The 22,622-nt window shown below is 67.7% G+C and carries 23 protein-coding genes; 16 read left to right on the top strand and 7 right to left on the bottom strand.

The window, feature by feature from the left end; genetic code table 11:
• Nucleotides 1–9: 9 nt before the first annotated feature.
• Complete coding sequence (locus CSW62_RS20465) at nt 10–573, bottom strand: shikimate kinase (protein ID WP_099581031.1); 564 nt, start codon at nt 571–573, stop codon at nt 10–12.
• 60 nt (nt 574–633) lie between these two features.
• On the opposite strand from CSW62_RS20465, the gene CSW62_RS20460 reads away from it, so the two are divergent.
• The 4 genes from CSW62_RS20460 to CSW62_RS20445 all read left to right on the top strand — a co-directional run bounded on the left by CSW62_RS20460 (nt 634) and on the right by CSW62_RS20445 (nt 4,120).
• Entirely contained in the window at nt 634–2,130 is a 1,497-nt protein-coding gene (locus CSW62_RS20460) for a hypothetical protein (protein WP_099581029.1), read from the top strand.
• Nucleotides 2,127–3,053: a site-specific tyrosine recombinase XerD gene (locus CSW62_RS20455; protein WP_099581027.1), complete on the top strand. Its 927-nt coding sequence runs from the start codon at nt 2,127–2,129 to the stop codon at nt 3,051–3,053. Before CSW62_RS20460 ends, CSW62_RS20455 begins: the two co-directional genes overlap by 4 nt.
• 84 nt (nt 3,054–3,137) lie before the next feature.
• A complete protein-coding gene (locus CSW62_RS20450) occupies nt 3,138–3,359 on the top strand; it encodes an alkylphosphonate utilization protein (RefSeq protein ID WP_099581025.1) in 222 nt (73 codons plus the stop codon).
• Nucleotides 3,360–3,409: 50 nt separating this feature from the next.
• Nucleotides 3,410–4,120 (top strand): hypothetical protein, encoded by a 711-nt coding sequence (locus tag CSW62_RS20445; RefSeq protein ID WP_233206737.1) that lies wholly within the window; start codon nt 3,410–3,412, stop codon nt 4,118–4,120.
• A 154-nt stretch (nt 4,121–4,274) separates the two neighbouring features.
• Here the strand turns inward: CSW62_RS20445 and CSW62_RS20440 are convergent, their stop codons facing one another.
• A complete protein-coding gene (locus CSW62_RS20440; protein WP_099581022.1) occupies nt 4,275–4,757 on the bottom strand; it encodes a VOC family protein in 483 nt (160 codons plus the stop codon).
• Nucleotides 4,758–4,942: 185 nt separating this feature from the next.
• On the opposite strand from CSW62_RS20440, the gene CSW62_RS20435 reads away from it, so the two are divergent.
• From CSW62_RS20435 to CSW62_RS20425, 3 genes are all read left to right on the top strand, one after another.
• Nucleotides 4,943–5,941 carry an aldo/keto reductase gene (locus CSW62_RS20435; RefSeq protein ID WP_099581020.1) on the top strand — a complete coding sequence of 333 codons (999 nt, stop codon included), beginning with the start codon at nt 4,943–4,945 and terminating at the stop codon, nt 5,939–5,941.
• 203 nt (nt 5,942–6,144) lie between these two features.
• Complete coding sequence (locus tag CSW62_RS20430) at nt 6,145–7,173, top strand: mechanosensitive ion channel family protein (RefSeq protein WP_099581018.1); 1,029 nt, start codon at nt 6,145–6,147, stop codon at nt 7,171–7,173.
• Between the two features lie 197 nt (nt 7,174–7,370).
• The gene (locus CSW62_RS20425) at nt 7,371–8,420 is read left to right on the top strand and encodes a CoA ester lyase (RefSeq protein WP_099581016.1); all 1,050 of its coding nucleotides are present in this window, start codon (nt 7,371–7,373) and stop codon (nt 8,418–8,420) included.
• A 139-nt stretch (nt 8,421–8,559) separates the two neighbouring features.
• Here CSW62_RS20425 and CSW62_RS20420 read toward each other — a convergent pair whose 3' ends face one another.
• From CSW62_RS20420 to CSW62_RS20410, 3 genes are all read right to left on the bottom strand, one after another.
• On the bottom strand, nt 8,560–8,988 hold the full coding sequence (locus tag CSW62_RS20420) for an OsmC family protein (protein WP_099581014.1): 429 nt from the start codon (nt 8,986–8,988) through the stop codon (nt 8,560–8,562).
• A 54-nt stretch (nt 8,989–9,042) separates the two neighbouring features.
• Nucleotides 9,043–10,431, bottom strand: a complete 1,389-nt coding sequence (locus CSW62_RS20415; RefSeq protein WP_099581012.1) for a cytochrome P450 — start codon at nt 10,429–10,431, stop codon at nt 9,043–9,045.
• A gap of 115 nt (nt 10,432–10,546) precedes the next feature.
• Nucleotides 10,547–10,747, bottom strand: a complete 201-nt coding sequence (locus CSW62_RS20410) for a hypothetical protein (RefSeq protein ID WP_099581009.1) — start codon at nt 10,745–10,747, stop codon at nt 10,547–10,549.
• A 286-nt stretch (nt 10,748–11,033) separates the two neighbouring features.
• On the opposite strand from CSW62_RS20410, the gene CSW62_RS20405 reads away from it, so the two are divergent.
• The 4 genes from CSW62_RS20405 to CSW62_RS20390 all read left to right on the top strand — a co-directional run bounded on the left by CSW62_RS20405 (nt 11,034) and on the right by CSW62_RS20390 (nt 13,933).
• Complete coding sequence (locus tag CSW62_RS20405) at nt 11,034–11,996, top strand: acetyl-CoA carboxylase carboxyltransferase subunit alpha (RefSeq protein ID WP_099581007.1); 963 nt, start codon at nt 11,034–11,036, stop codon at nt 11,994–11,996.
• 16 nt (nt 11,997–12,012) lie between these two features.
• Nucleotides 12,013–12,420: a lysozyme inhibitor LprI family protein gene (locus tag CSW62_RS20400; protein WP_099581005.1), complete on the top strand. Its 408-nt coding sequence runs from the start codon at nt 12,013–12,015 to the stop codon at nt 12,418–12,420.
• An 85-nt stretch (nt 12,421–12,505) separates the two neighbouring features.
• Complete coding sequence (locus CSW62_RS20395; RefSeq protein ID WP_199170653.1) at nt 12,506–12,889, top strand: lysozyme inhibitor LprI family protein; 384 nt, start codon at nt 12,506–12,508, stop codon at nt 12,887–12,889.
• Between the two features lie 66 nt (nt 12,890–12,955).
• Nucleotides 12,956–13,933, top strand: a complete 978-nt coding sequence (locus CSW62_RS20390; protein ID WP_099581003.1) for a nitronate monooxygenase family protein — start codon at nt 12,956–12,958, stop codon at nt 13,931–13,933.
• 65 nt (nt 13,934–13,998) lie between these two features.
• Here CSW62_RS20390 and CSW62_RS20385 read toward each other — a convergent pair whose 3' ends face one another.
• Nucleotides 13,999–14,988, bottom strand: coding sequence for an AraC family transcriptional regulator (locus CSW62_RS20385; protein WP_099581001.1), 990 nt, complete (start codon nt 14,986–14,988; stop codon nt 13,999–14,001).
• Between the two features lie 252 nt (nt 14,989–15,240).
• On the opposite strand from CSW62_RS20385, the gene CSW62_RS20380 reads away from it, so the two are divergent.
• The gene (locus tag CSW62_RS20380) at nt 15,241–17,034 is read left to right on the top strand and encodes a methyl-accepting chemotaxis protein (protein ID WP_099580999.1); all 1,794 of its coding nucleotides are present in this window, start codon (nt 15,241–15,243) and stop codon (nt 17,032–17,034) included.
• A gap of 152 nt (nt 17,035–17,186) precedes the next feature.
• Nucleotides 17,187–17,633, top strand: a complete 447-nt coding sequence (locus CSW62_RS20375) for a hypothetical protein (RefSeq protein WP_099580996.1) — start codon at nt 17,187–17,189, stop codon at nt 17,631–17,633.
• Between the two features lie 67 nt (nt 17,634–17,700).
• Here the strand turns inward: CSW62_RS20375 and uvrB are convergent, their stop codons facing one another.
• Nucleotides 17,701–19,959, bottom strand: coding sequence for an excinuclease ABC subunit UvrB (gene uvrB / locus CSW62_RS20370; protein ID WP_099580994.1), 2,259 nt, complete (start codon nt 19,957–19,959; stop codon nt 17,701–17,703).
• A gap of 173 nt (nt 19,960–20,132) precedes the next feature.
• On the opposite strand from uvrB, the gene CSW62_RS20365 reads away from it, so the two are divergent.
• From CSW62_RS20365 to CSW62_RS20355, 3 genes are read left to right on the top strand one after another with little or no spacing between them, the layout of a single operon-like run.
• Complete coding sequence (locus tag CSW62_RS20365; protein ID WP_099580992.1) at nt 20,133–20,900, top strand: prolipoprotein diacylglyceryl transferase family protein; 768 nt, start codon at nt 20,133–20,135, stop codon at nt 20,898–20,900.
• Nucleotides 20,848–22,254 (top strand): radical SAM protein, encoded by a 1,407-nt coding sequence (locus CSW62_RS20360; RefSeq protein ID WP_233206736.1) that lies wholly within the window; start codon nt 20,848–20,850, stop codon nt 22,252–22,254. The genes CSW62_RS20365 and CSW62_RS20360 overlap by 53 nt, the downstream gene beginning before the upstream one ends.
• Nucleotides 22,251–22,532, top strand: coding sequence for a hypothetical protein (locus CSW62_RS20355; protein ID WP_099580988.1), 282 nt, complete (start codon nt 22,251–22,253; stop codon nt 22,530–22,532). Before CSW62_RS20360 ends, CSW62_RS20355 begins: the two co-directional genes overlap by 4 nt.
• Nucleotides 22,533–22,622: the final 90 nt, after the last annotated feature.

Here is a 22,622-nt window from a genome sequence, read left to right as displayed (position 1 = left end):
GCGATACTCCTATTGGGCGGACGTGTGGGCCAGCAGCGCGGTCAGGATGGCGTCGACCGCCACCCCGTGCGGGGTGTCGCCGGTCTCGACGTGCACCTGAGCCTCGGCATAGGCGGGATTGCGCGCCTTCGCCAGTTCGGTCAGGACCACCACCGGATCCTTGCCGCGCACCAGCGGGCGGTTGTCCTTGCGCGAGACGCGGCGGGCCAGCAGCTCGACATCGGCCTTCAGCCAGACCGAGACGGCCTTGGCGTTGATCAGCTCGCGGGTCTCGGGGCTGACGAAGGCGCCGCCGCCGGTGGCCAGCACGTGCGGCGGCTCGTCCAGCAGGCGACCGATCACCCGGCGCTCGCCATCGCGGAAGGCGGCCTCGCCCAGTTCGGCGAAGATCTCGGAGACCGAGCGGCCGGCGGCGGCCTCGACCTCGTTGTCGGCGTCGCGGAACGGCAGGTCCAGCACGGTCGCCAGGCGTCGTCCGACGCTGGACTTGCCCACGCCCATCAGGCCCACCAGCACGATGGTCCGCTGGCGCAGGGCGGCGAGTTCTTCGGGGGAAAGGACGATGGCGGTCATGATGCGGTCGCGGGTTTACACGAGGCTTGGCCAAACCGCCAAGTTTGCGAGAACGTCGCGATGCGTCATAACCGGTCCATGGTCCTTTCGAAGCGTCATACGCCAAAGACTCTCGGCGCCGTCGCGCTCTCCGCGCTCCTGCTCACGCCGGCCTTCGCGGCGGCCCAGGAGGAGGTCAAGGTCAAGAGCCTGGCCGCGCCCGACTACTTCTCCAGCCCCGTGGCCGACACCGGCCTTCCCGGTGATCTGTGGAAGGACACCGCGCCCGATATCATGCGCGACGTCGTGCCGAAGCTGGCCGGGAACAAGCCGCTGTCGCCCGCCTTCGCCAGCCTGGCCAAGCGCATGTTGTCGACCGGCGCCAACGGTCCGGCCGGAGTCGGCGACAATGTCGACATGGGCGCCGCGCGGGCCATGGCCCTGGTGGCGCTGGGCGAGGCCAAGGGCGCCAACGCCATCCTGGACCGCGCGACCGGCGCGGCGGGCAGCGCGCAGCTGTCGCTGGCCACCGCCGAGGCGGCCCTGATCACCGGCGACGACGACAAGGCCTGCCGGACACAGGACGCCCTGACCGTCGATCGCGGCGCCGCCTATTGGCTGCGCCTGCGGGCCTTCTGCCAGCTGAAGGCCGGCCAGGCGGACGCCGCCCAGCTGACCTTCCAACTGGCCCAGAACGCCACCAAGGATACGGACTACGCCCGGCTGATGGGCGCGGCCCTGGGCGGAACGGCGCCGGGCGCGGCCAGTCTGAAGAACGGGGTCAACTACGCCCTGTCGCGCCGCCTGAACCTCGACCTGCAATCAGCGGCGGCCATCGCTTCGGCCTCGCCGGCGCTGAAGCCCGTGCTGAAGCCCGCCGGTGGCGACCTGGCCGGCGTCGCGCCCGGTGCAGACCTGACGGCGCAGGAGGCCTCGGACATCGCGTTCCTGCGCCAGGCCAAGACCGTGCCGGCCTTCGTCGAGGCCGCCCACGCCTCGGCCGCCTCGATCGCCGCCCTGGCCGCCGCCGGCGCGCCCTTGCAGGACCCGGTGCTGATGGCCCGCGCCGCCGTCGCGGCCGGCGACGTCGCCAGCGCCCGGACCATCCGGGGCCATCTGGTCCAGGACAGCATCCCCGGCGCCGGCCCGGCCGATCTCGCCATTCTCGACGCCCTGATCGCCGCCGCGTCCGGCAAGGTCGACAACCAGGTGCTGGGTAATCTGGTGGCGCGAGGCGCGTCGGGCGGTCCGAAGTCGCCGGCTCAGCCCGCCGCCGTGCTGCTGGCCAGCCTGGGCGGGGCGATGGACCCCGACGCCCGCACGCAGTTCGCCAATTTCGATCTCGGCAAGCCGGCCGCTTCGTCCGCGCGGGTGATCGTGCTGGAGGACGCCGCCGGGGCCAAGCGCAAGGGCGAGGCGGGCCTGCTGGCCCTGTCGATCGCGCTGGACGCCGGAGTGACCGGGCCGCAGCCGGTGGATCGCGCCCGCATCGCCCACGCCCTGAACCGCGCCGGCCTGACCGCCGACGCCCGCGCCATCGTCGTCGAGGGGCTGCTGTCGCTCGCCTTCACAAAATGAGCAGTAAGGGCCCGGGCTGGGTCGACGCCTTCCTGGAGATGATGGCCGTCGAGCGCGCCGCGGCCCGCAACACCCTGACCGCCTACGGCAAGGACCTGGAGGACGCCCGGGCCTATCTCGCCCGCTCGGGTCATGACCTGGACGACGCCGACGCCGAGACCATCGAGGCCTATTTCCAGGACCTCGGCGCGCGGGGCCTGTCGCCGGCCACCGCCGCCCGCCGCCGCTCGGCCGTGCGACAGTTCTACCGCTTCGTGCTGGGCGAGACCTGGCGGACCGATGACCCGTCCCGCCGGGTCGCCGCGCCCAAGGCCGGCCGGCCCCTGCCCAAGGTGCTGGAGCGCGAGGAGATCGAGCGCCTGCTGGCCGCTGCGATCGCGAAAGACGGCGCGCAAGGTCTGCGCCTGTCCTGCATCATCGAGCTGATCTACGCCTCGGGCCTGCGGATCTCCGAGCTGCTGGCCCTGCCGCTGTCGGCTCTGGCGCGGGATCCGGCCTATCTGATCGTCAAGGGCAAGGGCGGCAAGGAGCGGCTGGCCCCGTTGAACGACGCCGCGCGGACGGCGGTGAAGGCCTATCTCGTCGAGCGTCCGGCCTTCTTTCCCAAGGCCGCGAAAGACAGCCCCTGGCTCTTCCCCTCGCGCGGCGCGTCCGGCCGCCTGACCGCCCGCCGCGTCGGGCAACTGCTGGAGGACGCCGCCATCGCCGCCGGCATCGACCGCGAGAAGGTCAGCCCGCACGTCCTGCGCCACGCCTTCGCCACCCACCTGCTGGAAGGCGGCGCGGATCTGCGGGTCATCCAGACCCTGCTCGGCCACGCCGATATCGCCACCACCCAGATCTACACCCACGTAGCCGGCGAGCACCTGCAGCACGTCGTCCAGACCAAGCATCCGCTGGGGCGGAAGAAGACGCCACATTGACGGGCGGGCGGTCCAGCCCTTAGGAAAGCCCCCACGAAATCTACGGGTTTGCCTTCTCTGGCCGCCCCTATCGAAAGGCTCACCATGTCGGAAGAGACCCGCGACTCCAACGGAACCCTGCTGGCCGAAGGCGACACCGTCACCCTGATCAAGGACCTCAAGGTCAAGGGTTCGGGCGGCGTGACCCTGAAGCGCGGCACGGTGGTCAAGAAGATCCGCCTGACCGGCGATCCCGAGGAGATCGAGGCCAATGTCGACAAGGTCCGGGGACTGGTCCTGCGCACCGAGTTCGTGAAGAAGGCCTAGCTTAACCCTCCCGCGCTAGGGTCTCCGTCGAACGGGCGGAGAACCGCCGGGTGAGGCTGAAAGCCATGGTGACGACGGCGGGGCAGGCGGGACCGATGGTCCTGGCCGCCTATGGCAAGACGATGGGGCTGGTCGGGGCGACGTCTCCGCAAGCGTCCAAGGACGCCCCCGTGGCGGCCAAGAGCCCTGAGGCCGAGGCGCTCGACCGCCTGAAAAGCGACATGCGGACCAACCGCAAGACCCAGATCGGCGACGCCAAGGGCCGCGCCCGCGAGAAGCTGAATCGCGTCATCGAGAAGATGAAGCTGCTGAAGAAGCTCTACGCCAACGACCCCAAGGCCATGGCCAAGGCGCTGGCCGCCGTGGCCAAGGAGCTGCAGGGCGCCGTCAAGGACTACGGCAAGGCGGCCAAGGACGCCGGCGAGATGTTCAAGGCCGACTTCGCCGCCGCTCCGGACGCTTCGCTGACGCCCGACCAGCAGGCCGCCGCCCGCAAGGACCTGGAAGACGAGGCCAAGGGCGAGGCCAGTGGCGACATGGACTTCATCAAGTCGGTCCGCTCACTCAGCAAGGCCCTGAAGGACGAACTGCAGACCGCCAAGACCAAGGGGATCCTGACCCAGCCGGGCAAGTTCGAGCGCTCCGACGAGGTCAAGGACGCCGAGGACGGCCTCAAGGAGCTCGACCAGATGACCGAGGACCTGGACGGACAGATCCGCCAGGATATGCCCCCGGGCAGCCTGATGAAGCTGGCGGCTTAGGAGGCGAGGAGCGCCCCCTCCGTCACGACGCGTATTCGCGTCGCGCCACCTCCCCCGCGGGCGAGGGAGGAGAGGGAGCGTCTTCTCCTCACCCGTGAAACGGGGGAGGTGGATCGCTGCGGATACGCAGCGAGACGGAGGGGGCGCTGGGCCCTCATTCCCCCCTGAACGCCCGCTGGATCGCCGCGACGTCGATCTTCTTCATCGTCATCATCGCCTGGAACGCCCGACCGGCGGCCGCGCGGTCCGAACTGGTGTTGGCCTCGATCAGCTGTCTGGGCGTCACCTGCCACGACAGGCCGAATCGGTCCTTCAGCCAGCCGCACTGGCTTTCCTGGCCGCCGTCGGCCGTGAGGGCGTTCCAGTAGTGGTCGACCTCGGCCTGGCCGTCGCAGTCGATAACGAACGAGAAGGCCTCGTTCAGCTTGAAGGTCGGGCCCGCGTTCATGGCGACGACCTTCTGGCCGTCCAGCTCGAACTGGACCACCATCACCTTGCCTTCCCCGATGCCGTTCGGACCGTCGCCGGGATAGCGGGCGATGTGGTTGATCCTGGAGTTGGGGAACAGTGAGACATAGAGCTTGGCCGCGTCCTCGGCCTGGTGGTCGAACCACAGGAACGGGCTGATCTTGGGCATGGGGTCTTCCTCCGGCGTTGTAAGCCTAGGACGGCTGGGTGAGGGTTGTTCCGACACGGCCTGAAGAAAATGATTGTCCGTCGCGCCGGGAAGATTGCCTGATCCTCCACATCGAGGCTACGACCCTAGAGCTTGCCGCGCGCGGGTCCCATCTTCATCGTCATCCCACACCCAAGGAGCATCCCATGAAGACGCGCAAACTCGGCGACGGCCTCGAGGTCTCGGCCATCGGTCTCGGCTGCATGGGCATGGGCCAGGTCTATGGCACGGCCCTCGACAGCGCCGACGCCCACAAGGTGCTGGCCAAGGCCGTCGAACTGGGCGTGACCTTCTTTGACACCGCCGAGGTCTACGGCCCCTATCTGAACGAGATCCTGGTCGGTGAGGGGCTCAAGCCGTTCCGCGACAAGATCGTGATCGCCACCAAGTTTGGCTTCGACATTGGACCTGAGGCGCTGGGCCAGGGCATGGCGAGGATGCGCGGCGTCAACAGTCGTCCCGAGCACATCCGCGCCGTGGCCGAGGCCTCGCTGAAGCGCCTGGGCGTCGAGGTCATCGACCTCTTCTACCAGCACCGCGTCGACCCCAATGTGCCGATCGAGGACGTGGCGGGCGCGGTCAAGGACCTGATCGCCGAGGGCAAGGTCAAGCATTTCGGCCTCTCCGAAGCCGGCGCGGCGACCATCCGCAAGGCCCACGCGGTCCAGCCGGTCGCGGCCCTGCAGAGCGAATATTCGCTGTGGTTCCGCGAGCTTGAGGCCGAGATCCTGCCGACCCTGCGCGAACTGGGCGTCGGTCTCGTCCCCTACAGCCCGCTGGGCCGGGGCTTCCTGACCGGGGCGCTGAAGAGCGACCTGGCCGCCGACGACTTCCGCAGCAACCTGCCGCGCTTCCGGGGCGAGGCCCTGGCCAAGAACCTCGGCCTGGTCGAGGCCCTGACGGCGATCGCCAGCGAAAAGGGAATCACCCCGGCTCAGCTGGCGCTCGCCTGGATCCTGCACCAGGGCCAGGACATCGCCCCGATCCCTGGCACGACCAAGATCGCCCGCCTGGAAGAGAACATCGGCGCCGTCGACGTGACCCTCTCGGCCGACGACCTGACCCGCATCGCCGCAGCGGTTCCGGAAACCGCCATCGAGGGCGAGCGCTACACCAAGGCCGGCATGGCGATGGTCGGGCGGTAACAAGATCCTCCCCCGCGCTGCGGGGGAGGTGGCCTCCCCGGGTCGCGCGAAGCGCGCGCCCGAGGATAAACTCCGGGCCGGAGGGGGCTAGCTGGGCTTAGGCCGTGAAGGCCCCCTCAGTCGCTCCGCAACAGCTCCCCCGTATCACGGGGGAGCATCCTTATGCTTGATCCGCCCCGTCCTATCCGCCCACACTCCGCCCCATGGCCGCCAACCCGCTCCGCACGCTTGATTCCTTCGAACTCCTGAAGCTGGGCAAGGCTTCGGTCACGGTCGGCGGGCTCGCGGCCGGGGTGCTGATCGTGGCGGTGGCGCTGTTCGCCGCGCGGCTGAGTTCGGCGGGCTTGCGGCGGCTGCGCGAGCGGGCGGCTGGCGACGCGGCCTCGCTCTATATCGTCGAGAAGGTGCTGACCTATGGCCTGGTGATCATCGGGGTCACGGCCGGCCTGTCGACCATGGGTCTGGACCTGACCTCCCTGGCCGTGTTCGCGGGCGCGGTCGGTGTCGGCGTCGGCCTGGGCCTGCAGGGTATCATCAAGGACTTCGCCTCGGGCGTCAGCCTGGTGTTCGAACGGCTGGTGGCGGTGGGCGACTTCGTCGAGCTGCCCAATGGCGGACGCGGCGTGGTCCACGAGATCGGCCCGCGCGCCACCCGCATCCGCACCAACGACAGCACCGACATCATCGTGCCCAACTCGGTGCTGGTGAACGACCAGGTGATCAACTGGACCCTGCGCAACACCAACCGCCGCCTGCGCGTGCCGTTCGTGACCGCCTTCGGGTCGGACAAGAACAAGGTGCGCGAGGCGGTGCTGAAGGCCGCCAAGGCCGCGCCCTACACCTCGCCCGACGACGCCGTGCGCCGGGCCCAGGTCTGGCTGGTCGGCTATGGCGAGAGCAGCCTGAAGTTCGAGCTGGTGGTCTGGCCGACCGTCGAGGCCGTGCGTCGGCCGGCGGCGATCTACGCGGCCTATACCTGGCTGATCGACGACGCCCTGCGCGGGGCGGGGATCGAGATCCCCTATCCGCAGCGCGACATCCGGGTGCGGGGCCTGTTCGGCGAGGAGGGCGAGGACGCCCTGACCAGCCTCAAGCTGGAACCCGCCGCCCGCCGCCGCAAGGCCGCCAAGGTGGCCAAGCCCGGCTCCAGCAACGACGCCGCCGCCGACCTCGAGCGCGAGGATCCGGACGAGATGCCCAAGCCGCCGCCGCCGCCGCCGGCCAAGACTTAACAGCGATAATCTTGACGGACATGCTGCATCGCAGCAGTGTCTTTCGCGAGCGCGAAAAGCGTACCCCCATTCCGCTCATCCCCGCGAAAGCGGGGACCCAAGCTGAATGTCAGGCTCACGCTCGGCTAGCTCTGCTTGGGTCCCCGCTTTCGCGGGGATGAGCGGTGGAGGGGAGAGCGATAGGGAAGAGCGATCAGATGAAAACCGCACGCGGCTTTTTCAAACCCTTGGCGATCGGCGCGCCCGCGCCCTATCGCGAGTTGCCGGCCCGCGTGGAGCGGATGATCCACTTCGTGCCGCCGCACCTGGACAAGGTCCGGGCCAAGATCCCCGAGATCGCTCCCACCGTCGACGTCATCCTGGCCAATCTGGAAGACGCCATCCCCGCCGACGCCAAGGGCGCGGCCCTGGCAGGCCTGGTGGCGATGTCGCGCGAAGTCGACTTCAAGGCCCTGGGCGTCGGCTTCTGGACGCGGATCAACTGCCTGAACTCGCCCTGGCACCTGGACGAGATCAGCACCATCGTCGAGAAGGCCGGCGACAAGATCGACGTGATCATGGTCCCCAAGGTCGAGGGGCCGTGGGATATCTTCTACATGGACCAGTTGCTGGCCTCGCTGGAGGCCAAGCACGGCGTCACGCGGCCGATCCTGCTGCACGCCATCCTGGAGACGGCCGAGGGGGTGATGAATGTCGAAGCCATCGCCGCCGCCAGCCCTCGGATGCAGGGGATTTCGCTGGGTCCGGCCGACCTCGCGGCCAGCCGGGCGATGAAGACGACGCGGGTCGGCGGGGGCCATCCCGGCTACCGCGTCATCGAGGATCCGCATACGGATGGTTCAGTCCGCGCCTCGGTGCAGCAGGACCTGTGGCACTACACCTTCGCCAAGATGGTCGACGCCTGCGCGGCCCATGGCATCAAGCCGTTCTACGGCCCGTTCGGGGCGATCGACGATCCGGTCGCCTGCGAGCAGCAGTTCCGCAACGCCTTCCTGATGGGCTGCGCCGGGGCCTGGAGCCTGCATCCCAGCCAGATCGAGGTCGCCAAGCGGGTGTTCAGCCCGGATCCGGCCGAGGTGGCCTTCGCGCGCAAGATCCTGGAGGCCATGCCCGACGGCACGGGCGTGGCGATGATCGACGGCAAGATGCAGGACGACGCGACGTGGAAGCAGGCCAAGGTGATGGTGGATTGCGCTCGTCAGATCGCGGGCAAGGATCCGGAGTACAAGGCGCTGTACGGGTTTTAGATAAAGCGCGTTCCCTCCCCCTTGATGGGGGAGGGGCAGGGGTGGGGGTGACTACGGCGGCTGATGCCGGACGCGGCATCCGGCTCAGCATCACCCCCATCCCCGACCCTTCCCCCATCAAGGGGGAAGGGAGAAGCAATCAGTCCTGATCCGCCACCGTCGTCACCACCCGCGCGCCGGCCGTCAGCAGCTTGTGGATGGGGCACTTCTCGGCGATCTCGAACAGGCGCTCGCGCTGTTCTTCGTTGAGGTTGCCCTCCAGGCTGATCACCCGCTCGAAGCGCTCCGGCGGGGTCTTGTCGGCGTCGTAGTGCGAGAACACCTCGACGTGCAGGCCGCTGACCTCCCAGTTCTTGCGATTGGCGTAGAGGCGTAGGGTCATGGTGGTGCAGGCCGCAAGGCCCGCGGCGACCAGCTCGTGCGGGTCGGGACCGAGGTCCAGGCCGCCCTGAGCCGCCGAGACATCCGCGACAATGGTCGAGGGGCCGGCGGTGACGAAGGTCTGCAAGGCCCCCGTGCCGCTGTCCGTGGCGGTGGCGAACGGGCGGGTCTGGGCGACTTCGGTCATGGTGGGGATCCTTGCAGAGCGGTGGTCGGAAGCTGGCGCTTCCTGCCCCGCCGATCAAGGCCGGGCTTGTACGATCCGCTCCAGGCGGAAGTCCGGCTCGTGGTCCGGCCCCAGGGTGATCGAGGCGCGGGGCAGGACGGGTCGGTCGCTGGCCATCGACACCTTGAACCGCGCCAGGACGCTGGCCAGCACGATCTGCGCCTCGGCCAGGGCGAAGCCCGCGCCGATACAGACGCGCGGTCCGGCTCCGAACGGCAGGAAGGCCTCCAGGCCCCACGGGTGGGCCTGGTCGATGAACCGCTCGGGCTTGAAGGCGGTCGGGGCGTCCCACAGCCTGCGGTGCCGGTGCACCACCCACGGGCTGATGGTGACCATGCAGCCGGGGACGACGTCGCAGCCCGAGACCACGTCGGCCTCCAGCGCCTGGCGGGCGATGAGCGGCGCGGTCGGATAGAGCCGCAGGGTCTCGAACAGCACCGAGCGCAGCAGCGGCCAATGCTTCAGGTCGTCCAGGCTGGCCACTCGCTCGGCCGGGAAGGCCAGCACCTCGGCGCGGACGCGGTCTTGGGTGACTGGATCCAGGGCCAGCAGATAGGTCGCCCAGAACAGCAGCCGCGAGGTGGTCTCGAAACCGGCCGCCAGCATCGAGCTGCACTGGTCGCGGATCTCCTGGTCGGGCAGGGGCGAGCCGTCCTCGTTCCGCGCGGCCAGCAGGCGGTCGAGCAGGTCGCGGACGTCCAGATGCGGCGCGGCCCGCCGCTCCTCGATCAGGGCGTCGACCGCCGTGAACCAGCGCCGGCCCAGTCGATGGCGCGCGCCGTCCATGAACAGCAGGTCGTCGGCGCCCTTGGCGACGAAGTCCATCAGGTTGAAGTGGGCCGGCCCCTCCATGTAGCGGCGGGCCAGATCCGCCAGCACGGCGCCTTCCGTGTCGGCGCGGCGCGAAAACAGGGCCCGCAGCACCGCGTCCAAGGTGGCGCGGTGGAAGTCCTGGGCCAGGTTGGCGCGGTCACGGCCCTCCAGCCCTTCCGCGAGACCCGCGCCGGCGGCGACGAAGTGGGGCAGCAGGCCGCCGATCGCGGCCGGGGTGAAGACGGGCGCGAGGCTCTTGCGCTGCCGCCGCCAGGTCTCGCCCTCGGACATCAGCACGCCCTCGCCGACCAGCGGCTTCAGCGAGCGGGCGGCCTTCACGGGGCGGGCGTATTTCGGGGAGGTCAGCACGTGGCGGACGCCGGCGGGGTCGTTCAGGAACAGGCCCGGCTGGCCCATGAACATGTAGGGCGCGGCGAGGCTCTCATAGTCCTCTTCGCAATAGGCCCCGATCAGGCTGCGGCCCATTTCCCAGGCCACGCGCAGCTGTCCCAGCGGGGTGAGGCCCAGCGGCTTGGCGTGGACCTTCGGGGCGGGGGGAATAAGCGGCGCGGGGCGGACGATAGCGTCCATGAAGCGGCCTTCCGGTAAGCGGGGTCCGTTTTGGATCCCTACCGGACGTGAAGCTTAGGCGCGCTCAAGTTGCGATGCAATAATTCATCGCTCCAAGAATTTGATCTGGGGAGACCTAGGCGGCCACCGCGCGCAGGGGGCTGACGTCGAACACCCGCTGCGATCCGCGCCAGACTTCCACGAAGTCACAGCGGTGGTGCATGTCGAGTAGCTCGAAAGCTCTCGCGCGCGCCGCCGAGTCGTCGGCGCAGGGCGTGACGTCGAAACGCGGCACAGAGCCGTCGGATTCGACACAGAAAAAGGTGAACACCTGCATGGGCGCTACGCACTCTCTACAGGCGGGGCCGCGCACGTTCGATGGCGGGGGCCGCGGGGCGCAAGTCGTCTTCCGCGACCTGCTACATATGAACATAGGACTCTATGTCGCGATTCACCAGGGGAGAGAGTCTCGATTCGAGACTCACCTGTGAACCGCACTAGTCAGCCTGTGGATAAAACACGTCGGATTCGCGGCGGTTCCTCGCCGGAATCTGGCCTCTTTCCCTCCGGGCATTCCGCCACTAGGTTCGCACCCTTTCATCAACGGCGACGTTTAAGAGTCCATGGCCGCCCATTATCTCGATTTCGAACGCCCAATCGCTGATCTGGAAAGCAAGATCGAGGAGCTGAGCAAGCTCTCCGAGACCGCTGGACCAGGCGCGTTCGACCTCGAGATCCAGGCGCTGCGCGACCGTGCGCAGACGCTTCGCAAGGAGGCCTACGCCAATCTCGACGCCTGGCAGAAGACCATGGTCGCCCGGCACCCGCAGCGGCCGCACCTGCGCGACTATGTCGCGGGCCTGATCGACGAGTTCGTCGAGCTGCGCGGCGACCGCAAGTTCGCCGACGACCAGGCCATTGTCGGGGGCCTCGGCCGCTTCCGGGGCCAGCCGGTTGTGGTCATGGGCCACGAGAAGGGCCACGATACGACCACGCGCCTGAAGCACAATTTCGGCATGGCTCGCCCCGAGGGCTATCGCAAGGCCGTGCGCCTGATGGACATGGCCGAGCGCTTCAGCCTGCCGGTCATCACCTTTGTCGACACCGCCGGCGCCTATCCGGGCCTGGGCGCCGAGGAGCGCGGCCAGGCCGAGGCCATCGCCCGCTCGACCGAGCGCTGCTTGACCCTGGGCACGCCGATGGTCGCCACCATCGTCGGCGAAGGCGGCAGCGGCGGGGCCATCGCCCTGGCTGGCGCCAACCGCGTGCTGATCCTGGAGCACTCGATCTATTCGGTGATCTCGCCGGAAGGCGCGGCCTCGATCCTGTGGCGCGACGGCGCCCGGGCCAAGGACGCGGCGACCAACATGCGCATCACCGCCCAGGACCTGATCAAGCTGGGCATCGTCGACCGCATCGTCGACGAGCCCGCCGGCGGCGCCCACTCGAACGCGGACGTCGCCATCCAGGCCGTCGGCGACGCGGTCGAGGAAGAGCTGAAGGCCATGGCGCACATGAGCGCCGCCCAGCTGAAGACCCAGCGCGCCGAGCGCTTCTACGCCATCGGCCGCGCCGGCCTGCAATAGCGAGGGAGAGGCGGCCATGGGGCGGACGGGACTGATCATCGCGGCGCTACTGATGGCCGCGCCGGTTTCGGCGGCGGCGGCGGGTGACGAGCCCCGCTACAGCCTCGGCTACGACCGCTGCCTGAACTCGCCGGACGGCCAGAACACGCCGGGTCTCGTCAAATGCGCCCTGGCCGAGCTCAAGGTCCAGGACGCGCGCCTGAACCGGGCCTACACGGCGGACATGGCCGGCCTGGCCCAGAACCCCGACGCCAAGGCCGCCCTGCTCAAGGCCCAGCGCGCCTGGATCGCCTTCCGCGACGCCGACTGCGCCACCGTCCGGGCCTTGTCCGGCGGCACAATCTCCCCGTTCTACGCCGCGTCCTGCGAGCTCAAGCACACCGCCCGCCGGGCCCAGGCGCTGGAAGCCCTGTTAGCGCCCTGATCCGGCGGATGTGACGTCCGTCGGCAAGGTTTGCGGATCGCTGTTCTCTGGCTACGGTGGTGCTCCCTAGGTGGAGCTTGCCCCGATGATCCGCGTCCTCGCCATCGCCTCTCTGCTGCTGCTGGCCGCGCCCGTCGCCTCCCAAGCGCACGGCGAAACCACCCGCGAACTCTGCGACCGGCGGGGCGGGGCGACCATGGAGCAGGTGCAGTGCTTCGCCGGCTCGCGCGTCGCCGAGGACGCCCGGCTCAACCGCGTCTACAAGGCGCTGATGGCCCGGCTGAAGCCTGCCCAGAGGCTCGCCCTGCGCGACGAGCAGCGCGCCTGGATCAAGGACCGCGACGCCGCGTGCCTGCCCTACTATGACGAGACGCAATACGGCCAGCAGGGCAAGGTGGACGGCGAGGAATGCATCATTGACCGCACCATCCTCCGGGCCAACGCGCTGGCGCGGATCGGGCGGCGCTGATCCCTCTTGCCTGCCCCTAAGGTCACTCCGGCATAGTCTCCCAAAATTAGAGGGAGCGACCCAATCATGGCCATCAAGACCCGTTTCACCGAGCTGTTCGGCGTCGAGCACCCGATCGCCCAGGGCGGCATGCAGTGGGTCGGCAAGGCCGAGCTGGTCAGCGCCGTCGCCAACGCCGGGGCGCTGGGCTTCCTCACCGCCCTGACCCAGCCGACGCCGGAAGCCCTGGCCAAGGAGATCGCCCGCACCCGCGACCTCACCGACAAGCCGTTCGGCGTCAACCTGACCATCCTGCCGGCCATGACCCCGCCGCCCTATGCCGAGTACCGGGCCGCGATCATCGAGAGCGGGATCAAGATCGTCGAGACCGCCGGCTACAAGCCGCAGGAACATGTCGACGACCTCAAGGCCCACGGGGTCAAGATCATCCACAAGTGCACCGCCGTCCGCCACGCCCTGAGCGCCGAGCGGATGGGCGTCGACGCCATCTCGATCGACGGCTTCGAGTGCGCCGGCCACCCGGGCGAGGACGACATCCCCGGCCTGATCCTGATCGCAGCCGCCGCCGACAAGGTGAAGATCCCGATGCTGGCCTCGGGCGGCATCGCCGATGCGCGCGGCCTGGTGGCGGCCCTCGCCCTGGGCGCCGACGGCGTCAACATGGGCACCCGGTTCTGCGTCACCCAGGAGGCCCCGATCCCGATGGCCTTCAAGGAACAGATGGTCGCCAATGACGAGCGCCAGACTGACCTGATCTTCCGCACCCTGCACAATACGGCCCGCGTGATGCGCAACGCCGTCAGCCAGGAGGTGGTGCAGATCGAGCGGGCCGGCGGCGCCAAGTTCGAGGACGTCGCCCACCTGGTCGCCGGAACCCGCGGCCGCGATGCTCTGGCCAAGGGCGACACCGACGGCGGCATCTGGAGCGCCGGCATGGTCCAGGGCCTGATCCACGACATCCCGACCGTCAAGGACCTGGTCGACCGCATCGTCGCCGAGGCCGAGGCGCTCATTCGCGGCAGGCTGGCGGCGATGGTGGGCTGACGATCATCCGGTTGGCCGCGTTCGGTCGCCAACCGGAAACGCCTTCTCCCCGGAAACGCCTTCTCCTAGGCCGGCCGCCCGCGCGCGCGGGTCGTCGAGGGCAGTTCGCCGAACCGCTCCCGATACCGGCGGGCGAAATGCCCGAAGCTGGAGAAGCCGCAGGTCATGGCGATGGAGATGACGGAGTTGTCTTGATCGTGGAGCAGCAGGTGACGCGCGCGATCGAGGCGAAGCTCGCGCAGATAGGTCAGCGGCGCGATCCCTCGGTGCTGCTTGAAGCGGGCGAAGACGCTCCTGACGCTGACCCCGCAGGCGGCGGCGATGTCCTCGACGGTCAGCGGACGGTTCCAGTTTGCCTGGATATAGTCCTCAAGCACCTTCACGGCCGCGATCGAGGGGCTTTTCGGCTCCTCGGCGAGACGATCGGCGAAGCCGGAGAGATTTTCCAACAGGAAGGCGCTGCTCAGCGCCTGGCCCATCTCGATAAGCGGCATGTCGATATCCGCCTCCGTCGCCAGCATCCGCGCGAGGGCGAAGGAGATCTGCCGGGAGCGAACGCGCGTCGAGGTCGCGAGCGCCTGCAGGACGGGCAGGACGAACGGACCGTGTTGCGGATAGCCGACGATAGCCTCTGCCTTCCGGCGCAGCGCTTCGACGTCGAACTGCGTGACGATATGCTGATAGCCAGCGCCGTAGGACGCCAGGAACGACGAGTCCGGCGGTAGGATCGTCGTCGCGTCGGCATTGATTTGAGCCTGCCTGCCGCCGGATGAAATCCGCCCCTGGCTCGTCAGGCACAGCAATTGCCTGACGCCGGCCATATCGGAGAACGCGATATCGACGGGCGTGTCATAGCGGCAGTAGTGCAGGGTCACGCCACCCACCTGTACGCGGTTGGCCTGGGCGAAGAAGGGCGAGTCCTCCTGACCGGCGCTGGTGAGCGCCGCGCCATACTTGTCGCTCAGGGTCTCGGCCAAGCTGTCGCGATCGGTCGTCCGCAGGATCAGATGCGAGGCCAGTGGCAGGGCGTGATCAAGAAGTGGAAGATCGCTCAAAGCTCAATTCCGGATTGTGTTTTTACAATAATCGTTAAAGCTGATCCGTGTTCCGAATGTGCGACAAAAGGCCCTATGCTGCAAACTGAGCCTACGAATCTGCACTTATGGAACAATTGCGGCGAATTGGGATAAATATCACCTTAATTCTGGGCGCGTACGAAGGTCGGCGGAAATTAAAGTTAGCAGATTTTCCACCTTTGAAGGCCGAGCAACGCCAAGGCGATGCCGCGCCCTCTCCCGGAGAGCAGCATGTTCGGCATTCAAACTTCTTCCGGCGCGGAATCTTCGCAAACGCTCGCCGCGATCGGACGGGCGCTGGCCATCATCGAGTTCGACACCGCCGGCAAGATCCTCACCGCGAACGAGAATTTCTGCGCCGCCATGGGCTACGCCTTGTCCGAGATCAAAGGGCGGCATCACAGCCTGTTCGTCGAGCCCGACTATGCGCGCAGCGCGGAGTACACGGCCTTCTGGGCCAAGCTCGGGCGTGGAGAGTTCGATGCGCGGGAGTACCTGCGTATCGGCAAGGGCGGCGCGGAGGTCTGGATTCAGGCTTCCTACAATCCCGTTCGGAACGGGAAGGGCGTCGTGACCAAGGTGGTCAAGGTCGCGACGGTGATCACGGCCGAGAAGCTGCGCAACGCCGAGTTCGAAGGAAAGATCGAGGCGATTTCACGCGCACAGGCGGTGATCGAGTTCACGCCCGATGGACAGGTCGTCACCGCGAACGAGAACTTCCTGAAGGCTCTGGGCTATGCCCTTTCGGAGGTTCAGGGCCAGCACCATCGTATGTTCGTCGAGCCGGCGCTGGCTCGGTCGGCCGAATACCAGGACTTCTGGAAGACGCTGAACAATGGTGAGTTCGTCGCCGCCGAGTTCAAGCGCATCGGCAAGGGCGGCCGTGAGGTCTGGATCCAGGCGTCCTACAACCCGATCTTCGACGCCAAGAAGCGCGTCATCAAGGTGGTCAAGTTCGCGACCGACGTCACGCCCCGCGTCCGCGCCGTCGAGGAAGTCGCCAAGGGACTCGAGCAGTTGGCGAGCAACAATCTGAAGCACCGGATCGAGGCGGCCATCGACCCGGCCTTCGAAAAGGTTCGCCACGACTTCAACACCGCCATGGGCATGTTGGATGAGACCATGACCGCCGTGTCGGGGTCGACCGATGGCGTCAGCAGCGGGGCGGAGGAGATCGCGGCGGCGTCCGACGACCTGTCACGCCGCACGGAGCAGCAGGCCGCAAGCCTGGAAGAGACCGCCGCCGCGCTCGACGAGATCACCGCCACGGTGCGGCGCAGCGCCGAGGGCGCCAAGCAAGCCTCGGTCGCCGCCTCCTCGGCGCGCGCGGACGCGGTGACATCCGGCCAGGTCGTTGGCGAGGCTGTCGCCGCGATGGGGGAAATCGACAGCTCCTCACGGCAGATCACGCAGATCATCGGCGTCATCGACGAGATCGCCTTCCAGACCAACCTGCTGGCCCTCAACGCCGGCGTCGAAGCCGCGCGGGCGGGGGACGCCGGTCGCGGGTTCGCGGTTGTCGCTCAGGAAGTGCGCGCCCTGGCCCAACGCTCGGCCGACGCCGCCAAGGAGATCAAGGCCTTGATCGCCACCTCCAGCGCCCAGGTCGAACGCGGCGTGAAGCTTGTCGGCGAGACGGGGCGCGTCCTCACCGGCATCGTGGAGAAGGTGGCCCAGATCGATGGGTTGATCTCGGAGATCGCCAAGTCCTCGCAGGAGCAGGCCACGGGCCTTCACGAGGTCAACACCGCCGTCAACCAGATGGACCAGGTCACGCAGCAGAACGCCGCCATGGTCGAGGAAGCCACTGCCGCCGCGGCCAATCTGAAGGCGGGCTCGCGGGAACTCGCGCAGCTGGTGGCCCAGTTCGAGACCAGCGCTCGCGGCGGGCGGCGACCGCAGGTGGCCCAGCCGGGACGAGATCGCCCCGGCCAAAACCCGGTCGCGCGGCAGCAAGCCAGGGTCGCCGCTGCCATGGGCGGAGGTCGCGCGTCGCAGCAGGATCCCGGTTGGGATGAGTTTTAGCCACCGGCGGAGGGACGGTTAGCGCGGGCGTGCGGGCTAGGTCGCCCCTAACCCCCAGCGCCGAAGGGGTCGGCGGTCGCGTCGACTCTTCCGAAGATTGCGTCTCTCCCCCGAAGCCGCCTAAGCTGAGCCTTCAGTCGAGGGCGCTATCCATGTTTCGTCTTGTTTCCCCCGCCGCCGCGATCGCGGCCGCTGTTCTCTGCATGGCGCCCGTCGCCGCGCGGGCGGCCGAGGCCGCCGACGCGCCGCCGGCTGCGGTTCAGGCCAAGGTCGATGCGTTCATGACGTCGCTGAAGGCCGGCAAGGTATCCGAGGCTTACACGCAGGCCTTCGCCGGCACCCTGATGAGCAAGAAGCAGGCGGAGCTTGAGCAGGCCGTCGCCGGGACCGAGAACGGCCTGCGCTACTATGGGGCGCTGCGGGACTGGCAGCTGGTAGGGACGAGCAGGCCGGCGGATGGCTTCGTCGTGGCGGTCTATATGGCGCGGCTGGAGAGCGCGCCGTTGTTCATGCGCTTCCAGGCCTATGACAATGGCGCGAAGTGGATCGTCTACAACATCATCTTCAGCGACAACTACGACACGATGAAGGGCTGGTAGGCGGGCGCTTACCCCCTCCACCGGCTTCGCCGGTCCCCCTCCCCCAAAGGGGGGGAGGGGCGGTCGCCTACTTCCGCTTCTTCCGGAACTCTTCCGCCTTCTCCTGGCGGATCTCCGCGCGTAGGCGCTTCGGCGCTGATTTGTCGACCTCGTCCCCCGTCGCGGCCAGCACCTCGTTGGCGAATTCCAGGTCCATCAGCTTCATGCGCTTGATCTCGTCGCGCAGTCTCGCGGCGGTTTCGAACTCCAGGTTGGCGGCGGCCTCGCGCATCTTGGCCTCCAGGTCCTTGAGCGCGGCCTTGAAGTTGTCGCCGCTGAACGGGCGGTCGTCGGTCTCGGACATGCCCATCGGCACCAGCACGCGGTCGCCGCGCTCGTAGGGGCTGTTGAGGATGTCCTTGATGTCGCGCTTGACGCTCTCGGGCGTGATGCCGTGCTCGAGGTTATAGGCGTGCTGCTTCTCGCGGCGGCGCGAGGTCTCGGCCATGGCCCGCTCCATCGAGCCGGTGATCCTGTCGGCATAGAGCACGACCTTACCGTCGACGTTGCGCGCGGCGCGGCCGATGGTCTGGATCAGCGAGGTCTCCGAGCGCAGGAAGCCTTCCTTGTCGGCGTCGAGAATGGCCACGAAACCGCACTCGGGGATGTCCAGGCCCTCGCGCAGCAGGTTGATGCCGACCAGCACGTCGATATTGCCCATCCGCAACTCGCGGATGATCTCGATGCGCTCCAGGGTGTCGACGTCCGAGTGCATGTAGCGGACGCGGATGCCCTGTTCGGTCAGATATTCGGTCAGGTCCTCGGCCATCTTCTTGGTCAGGACGGTGACCAGGGTGCGGTAGCCCTTCTTGATGGTCTGGCGGATCTCGTCGACCACGTCGTCGACCTGGCTGGCCCCGTCCTTGGCGACCGGGCGCACCTCGACCGGCGGGTCGATCAGGCCGGTGGGGCGGATGACCTGCTCGGCGAAGACGCCGCCGGCCCGCTCCATTTCCCACGAGGCGGGGGTGGCGCTGACGTGCACCGTCTGCGGCCGCATGGCGTCCCACTCCTCGAACTTGAGGGGGCGGTTGTCGAGCGCCGAGGGCAGGCGGAAGCCGTACTCGGCGAGCGTCCATTTGCGGTTGCGGTCGCCCTTGTACATGGCGCCGATCTGCGGAACCGTCTGGTGGCTCTCGTCGGTGAACAGCAGGGCGTTGTCAGGGATATATTCGAAGAAGGTCGGCGGCGGCTCGCCCGGCTGGCGGCCGGACAGGTAGCGGCTGTAGTTCTCGATGCCGGCGCACGAGCCGGTGGTCTCGATCATCTCGAGGTCGAAATTGGTGCGCTGCTCCAGGCGCTGGGCCTCCAGCAGCTTGCCGTTCTCGTACATCCAGGCCAGGCGCTCCTTCAGTTCGGCGCGGATGGCGATGATCGCCTGGCGCAGGGTCGGGCGCGGGGTGACGTGGTGGCTGTTGGCGTAGACCTTGATGGTCTCCATGTCGGCGGTCTTCTTGCCGGTCATGGTGTCGAACTCGGAGATCGCCTCGACCTCGTCGCCGAACAGGGTCACGCGCCAGGCGCGGTCCTCATAGTGGGCGGGGAAGATCTCGATGGTGTCGCCCCGGCGGCGGAAGGTGCCGCGCTCGAAGGCCACCTCGTTGCGCTTGTACTGCTGGGCCACCAGGTCGGCGATCAGCTGCTTCTCGTCCACCCGGTCGCCGACCGTCAGGGTGAAGGTCATGGCCGTATAGGTCTCGACCGAGCCGATGCCGTAGATGCAGCTGACCGAGGCCACGACGATGACGTCGTCGCGCTCCAGGATCGCCCGGGTGGCCGAGTGGCGCATCCGGTCGATCTGCTCGTTGATGGAGCTGTCCTTCTCGATATAGGTGTCGGTGCGCGGGACGTAGGCCTCCGGCTGGTAGTAGTCGTAGTAGCTGACGAAGTACTCGACCGCGTTCTCCGGAAAGAACGACTTCATCTCGCTGTAAAGCTGGGCGGCCAGGGTCTTGTTCGGGGCCAGGATCAGCGCCGGGCGCTGGGTGGCGGCGATCACCTGGGCCATGGTGAAGGTCTTGCCCGAGCCCGTGACGCCCAGCAGCACCTGGTCCTGGTCGCGGGCGTTGATGCCGTCGACCAGCTCCTTGATCGCCGTCGGCTGGTCGCCGGCCGGCTGGTAGTCGGAAACGAGCTTGAATTTCTTGCCGCCCTCGGACTTGTCCGGCCGCGCGGGGCGGTGCGGGGTCCACAGCATGGGCATGGTCGCGTCAGCGACGTCCTGGACAACGTCCATGACGAAGGGCGTGGAGACGTCGGAAACGCCGCTATTGGGGGTGCGAGGCATGGCCCCAAGTTAGGGACCCGCGAGGCTCACGGCTAGAGGGCCTGCTGACGGGGAGTGGCAGCAGAGTGGCGGGAGGGGGCTCGTGACTCGTCGCGGAATGGCTCCGGACCTATTTGTAGCCAGCGCTCGTGCTCCAAATTGCGAAAGAGCATCGGACGTGGCCATGTCGCTGCATGATTTCGGTCTCGACCTCGCCCTTCGCCCATGTCGCGTTCGATCTCAGCGGATGGCTGAGCGGGTTGGCGCTGAGCGTGGTTCTGTATCGCTGGCGCCTGAAGGCGTTGGCCGAGAGCGTGGCCGGCCGTGTGGGCGGCGGCTACTTTGTCGCCCTGGCAATGGGCGCCTTGCCGGGCGCCTGGATGGCGGGTTCGCTGAACAGCCTGCGAGGCCCCAATCCGTCCCTGTCGCACAGCGTCGTCGGAGCGCTGGTCGGCGCCATCGTCGCGGTGGAGATCTATAAGGCGGTGAAAGGGGTGAAACGCTCGACGGGCGGGGTCTTCACCGGCCCCTTCGCCCTAGGCGTCGTTGTCGGGCGGCTGGGCTGCTTCTTCGCCGGGATCGCAGACGGCACCTATGGCTCGCCGACGCGTCTGCCCTGGGGCGTGGACCTAGGCGACCAGGTCTCGCGCCATCCCGTGCAGCTGTACGAGAGCTTGTCGATGGCGCTTTTTCTGGCCGCCTATCTCAGCGGTCTGGCCGTGCGCGCCGACTGGGCGATGCGGCGCGGGTTCTACGCGCTGTGCATGGCCTACGGCGCGCAAAGGTTCGTCTGGGAGTTCCTCAAGCCCTATCCCAAGTTGATCGGGCCGTTTAATCTCTTCCATCTGTTGTGCTTAGGGTTGCTGGCTTATGGATGGATCTACGACCAGCGCGAGCGGCGTCGCGAGCGTGCGCAAGTCGGCGCCGTATCTGTTTCTGGGCCAGACCACCAGTCTGTGTGAAGACTGCCTGGCCCTGGTCCCGGCCAAGATCATCGCCGAGGATAACGAGGTCTTCCTCCTCAAGCGCTGTCGCGAGCACGGCGTGCAGAAGACCCTGATCGCCGACGACCTGTCGTACTGGAAATCGCAGCAGGACTGGCTGAAGCCTGGCGATCGGCCGCTGAACGCGCAGACCCGCACCGACCATGGCTGTCCCTACGACTGCGGCCTATGTCCCGATCACGAGCAGCACTCGTGCTTGGCGATCATCGAGGTGAACGAGGCCTGCAATCTATCGTGCCCGGTTTGCTTCGCCGACTCCTCGGTCAAGCGCGAGGCCCACCGCCCGTTGGCTGAGATCGAGCGGATGCTGGACATCCTGGTAGAGTCCGAGGGCGAGCCGGACCTCGTACAGATCTCGGGCGGCGAGCCGACTCTGCACCCTCAGTTCTTCGAGATTCTGGAGGCGGCGCGGCGGCGACCGATCCGCCACCTGATGATCAACACCAATGGCCTGCGCATCGCTCGCGAGCCAGGCTTCGCCGAGCGCCTGGCGAAGTTCATGCCTCGTTTCGAGGTCTATCTGCAGTTCGACAGTCTAAAGCGCGAGCCGCTGATGGCCTTGCGCGGCGCCGACCTGACTCGGGTGCGCCAGGAGGCGCTGGAGGCGCTGGAACGCAACAACATCTCCACCACCTTGGTCGTGACCCTGAAGAAGGGTCTCAATGATGAGGAGATCCCCGACATCGTGCGCCACGCCTTGGCGTGGCGTTGCGTTCGCGGCGTCACCTTCCAGCCGATCCAGGACGCCGGCCGCAACGACGGCTTCGAGCCCCGACGCGACCGCATCGTTCTGACCCAGATCCGGCGGAGGATCGCTGAGGCGGGGGTTTTTGCGCTGGAGGACCTGATCCCGCTACCCTGCAATCCAGACCAGATCTGTATCGGCTACGGCCTGCGCAACGGCGCCGAGGTCATGCCTGTCACGGCCATGCTGCCACGAGAGCTGTTCGTCGCAGCAGTGCCCAATACCGTGACCTTCGAGGCCTATCCGGAGCTGCGGCGAGGGATGTTCGAGCTGATGTCGCTGTCGACGGCGCAGGTGGACACCTCCGAGAAGCTGGCCAGCCTGCTTTGCTGCCTGCCTGAGGCGGCGGTTCCCAAGGACCTATCATACGAAAACACGTTCCGCGTGGTGATCTCGCAGTTCCTGGACCGCTACAATTTCGACCTCGGCACGGTGAAGCGCTCGTGCGTCCACTTCGTCGAGCCGGACGGGCGGATCATTCCGTTCGACACCTACAACACCTTCTATCGACCCGGCGCGCCCGGGAACGGAGCGCTGCGGCGCGGTCGCGGGGAGCTGGCCGAATGACGGACGAGAGCGGCGGCGGACGCCCGGTCGCCAAACTGTTCGGGGCGCTGTTGATGGCTGTAGGCGGGCTGATCGTTGGCTTGTGCGGCCTATGCACCGCCGGCTTCGTGGTCATGACCGGCAAGAGCGACCCGAGCTCCGCCGGCGGCCTGCTGGTCATTGCGGCGGTCGTCGCGGGGATACCGATCGTGGTCGGCGTCCTCATCTTCATCGGCGGGCGCAACCTGTGGCGCGGCCCGCAGCCGTCACAGTCGTCGTCCAGCGATGTTCGTTCTTAGCCGTTCAGACGGCGCCCACGCCAATTAGCGCCGCCGCACGGGCGAACTTCAGGTTTTTGGAGTGAGCTCAACGTCGGCTCCTCGCGCAAC

It is taken from the genome of Caulobacter sp. FWC2, from assembly GCF_002742625.1.
Lineage (GTDB): Bacteria > Pseudomonadota > Alphaproteobacteria > Caulobacterales > Caulobacteraceae > Caulobacter.
The sequence above is the reverse complement of the archived record's forward strand: the minus strand, read 5'-3'. Positions and strand labels throughout refer to the sequence as shown.

What these genes read in the sequence shown, in the direction of transcription:
- CSW62_RS20465 (WP_099581031.1), bottom strand. Translation starts at nt 573, where the DNA reads ATGACCGCCATCGTCCTTTCCCCCGAAGAACTCGCCGCCCTGCGCCAG.
- CSW62_RS20460 (WP_099581029.1), top strand. Translation starts at nt 634, where the DNA reads ATGCGTCATAACCGGTCCATGGTCCTTTCGAAGCGTCATACGCCAAAG.
- CSW62_RS20455 (WP_099581027.1), top strand. Translation starts at nt 2,127, where the DNA reads ATGAGCAGTAAGGGCCCGGGCTGGGTCGACGCCTTCCTGGAGATGATG.
- CSW62_RS20450 (WP_099581025.1), top strand. Translation starts at nt 3,138, where the DNA reads ATGTCGGAAGAGACCCGCGACTCCAACGGAACCCTGCTGGCCGAAGGC.
- CSW62_RS20440 (WP_099581022.1), bottom strand. Translation starts at nt 4,757, where the DNA reads ATGCCCAAGATCAGCCCGTTCCTGTGGTTCGACCACCAGGCCGAGGAC.
- CSW62_RS20435 (WP_099581020.1), top strand. Translation starts at nt 4,943, where the DNA reads ATGAAGACGCGCAAACTCGGCGACGGCCTCGAGGTCTCGGCCATCGGT.
- CSW62_RS20430 (WP_099581018.1), top strand. Translation starts at nt 6,145, where the DNA reads ATGGCCGCCAACCCGCTCCGCACGCTTGATTCCTTCGAACTCCTGAAG.
- CSW62_RS20425 (WP_099581016.1), top strand. Translation starts at nt 7,371, where the DNA reads ATGAAAACCGCACGCGGCTTTTTCAAACCCTTGGCGATCGGCGCGCCC.
- CSW62_RS20420 (WP_099581014.1), bottom strand. Translation starts at nt 8,988, where the DNA reads ATGACCGAAGTCGCCCAGACCCGCCCGTTCGCCACCGCCACGGACAGC.
- CSW62_RS20415 (WP_099581012.1), bottom strand. Translation starts at nt 10,431, where the DNA reads ATGGACGCTATCGTCCGCCCCGCGCCGCTTATTCCCCCCGCCCCGAAG.
- CSW62_RS20410 (WP_099581009.1), bottom strand. Translation starts at nt 10,747, where the DNA reads ATGCAGGTGTTCACCTTTTTCTGTGTCGAATCCGACGGCTCTGTGCCG.
- CSW62_RS20405 (WP_099581007.1), top strand. Translation starts at nt 11,034, where the DNA reads ATGGCCGCCCATTATCTCGATTTCGAACGCCCAATCGCTGATCTGGAA.
- CSW62_RS20400 (WP_099581005.1), top strand. Translation starts at nt 12,013, where the DNA reads ATGGGGCGGACGGGACTGATCATCGCGGCGCTACTGATGGCCGCGCCG.
- CSW62_RS20395 (WP_199170653.1), top strand. Translation starts at nt 12,506, where the DNA reads ATGATCCGCGTCCTCGCCATCGCCTCTCTGCTGCTGCTGGCCGCGCCC.
- CSW62_RS20390 (WP_099581003.1), top strand. Translation starts at nt 12,956, where the DNA reads ATGGCCATCAAGACCCGTTTCACCGAGCTGTTCGGCGTCGAGCACCCG.
- CSW62_RS20380 (WP_099580999.1), top strand. Translation starts at nt 15,241, where the DNA reads ATGTTCGGCATTCAAACTTCTTCCGGCGCGGAATCTTCGCAAACGCTC.
- CSW62_RS20375 (WP_099580996.1), top strand. Translation starts at nt 17,187, where the DNA reads ATGTTTCGTCTTGTTTCCCCCGCCGCCGCGATCGCGGCCGCTGTTCTC.
- uvrB (WP_099580994.1), bottom strand. Translation starts at nt 19,959, where the DNA reads ATGCCTCGCACCCCCAATAGCGGCGTTTCCGACGTCTCCACGCCCTTC.
- CSW62_RS20365 (WP_099580992.1), top strand. Translation starts at nt 20,133, where the DNA reads ATGATTTCGGTCTCGACCTCGCCCTTCGCCCATGTCGCGTTCGATCTC.
- CSW62_RS20355 (WP_099580988.1), top strand. Translation starts at nt 22,251, where the DNA reads ATGACGGACGAGAGCGGCGGCGGACGCCCGGTCGCCAAACTGTTCGGG.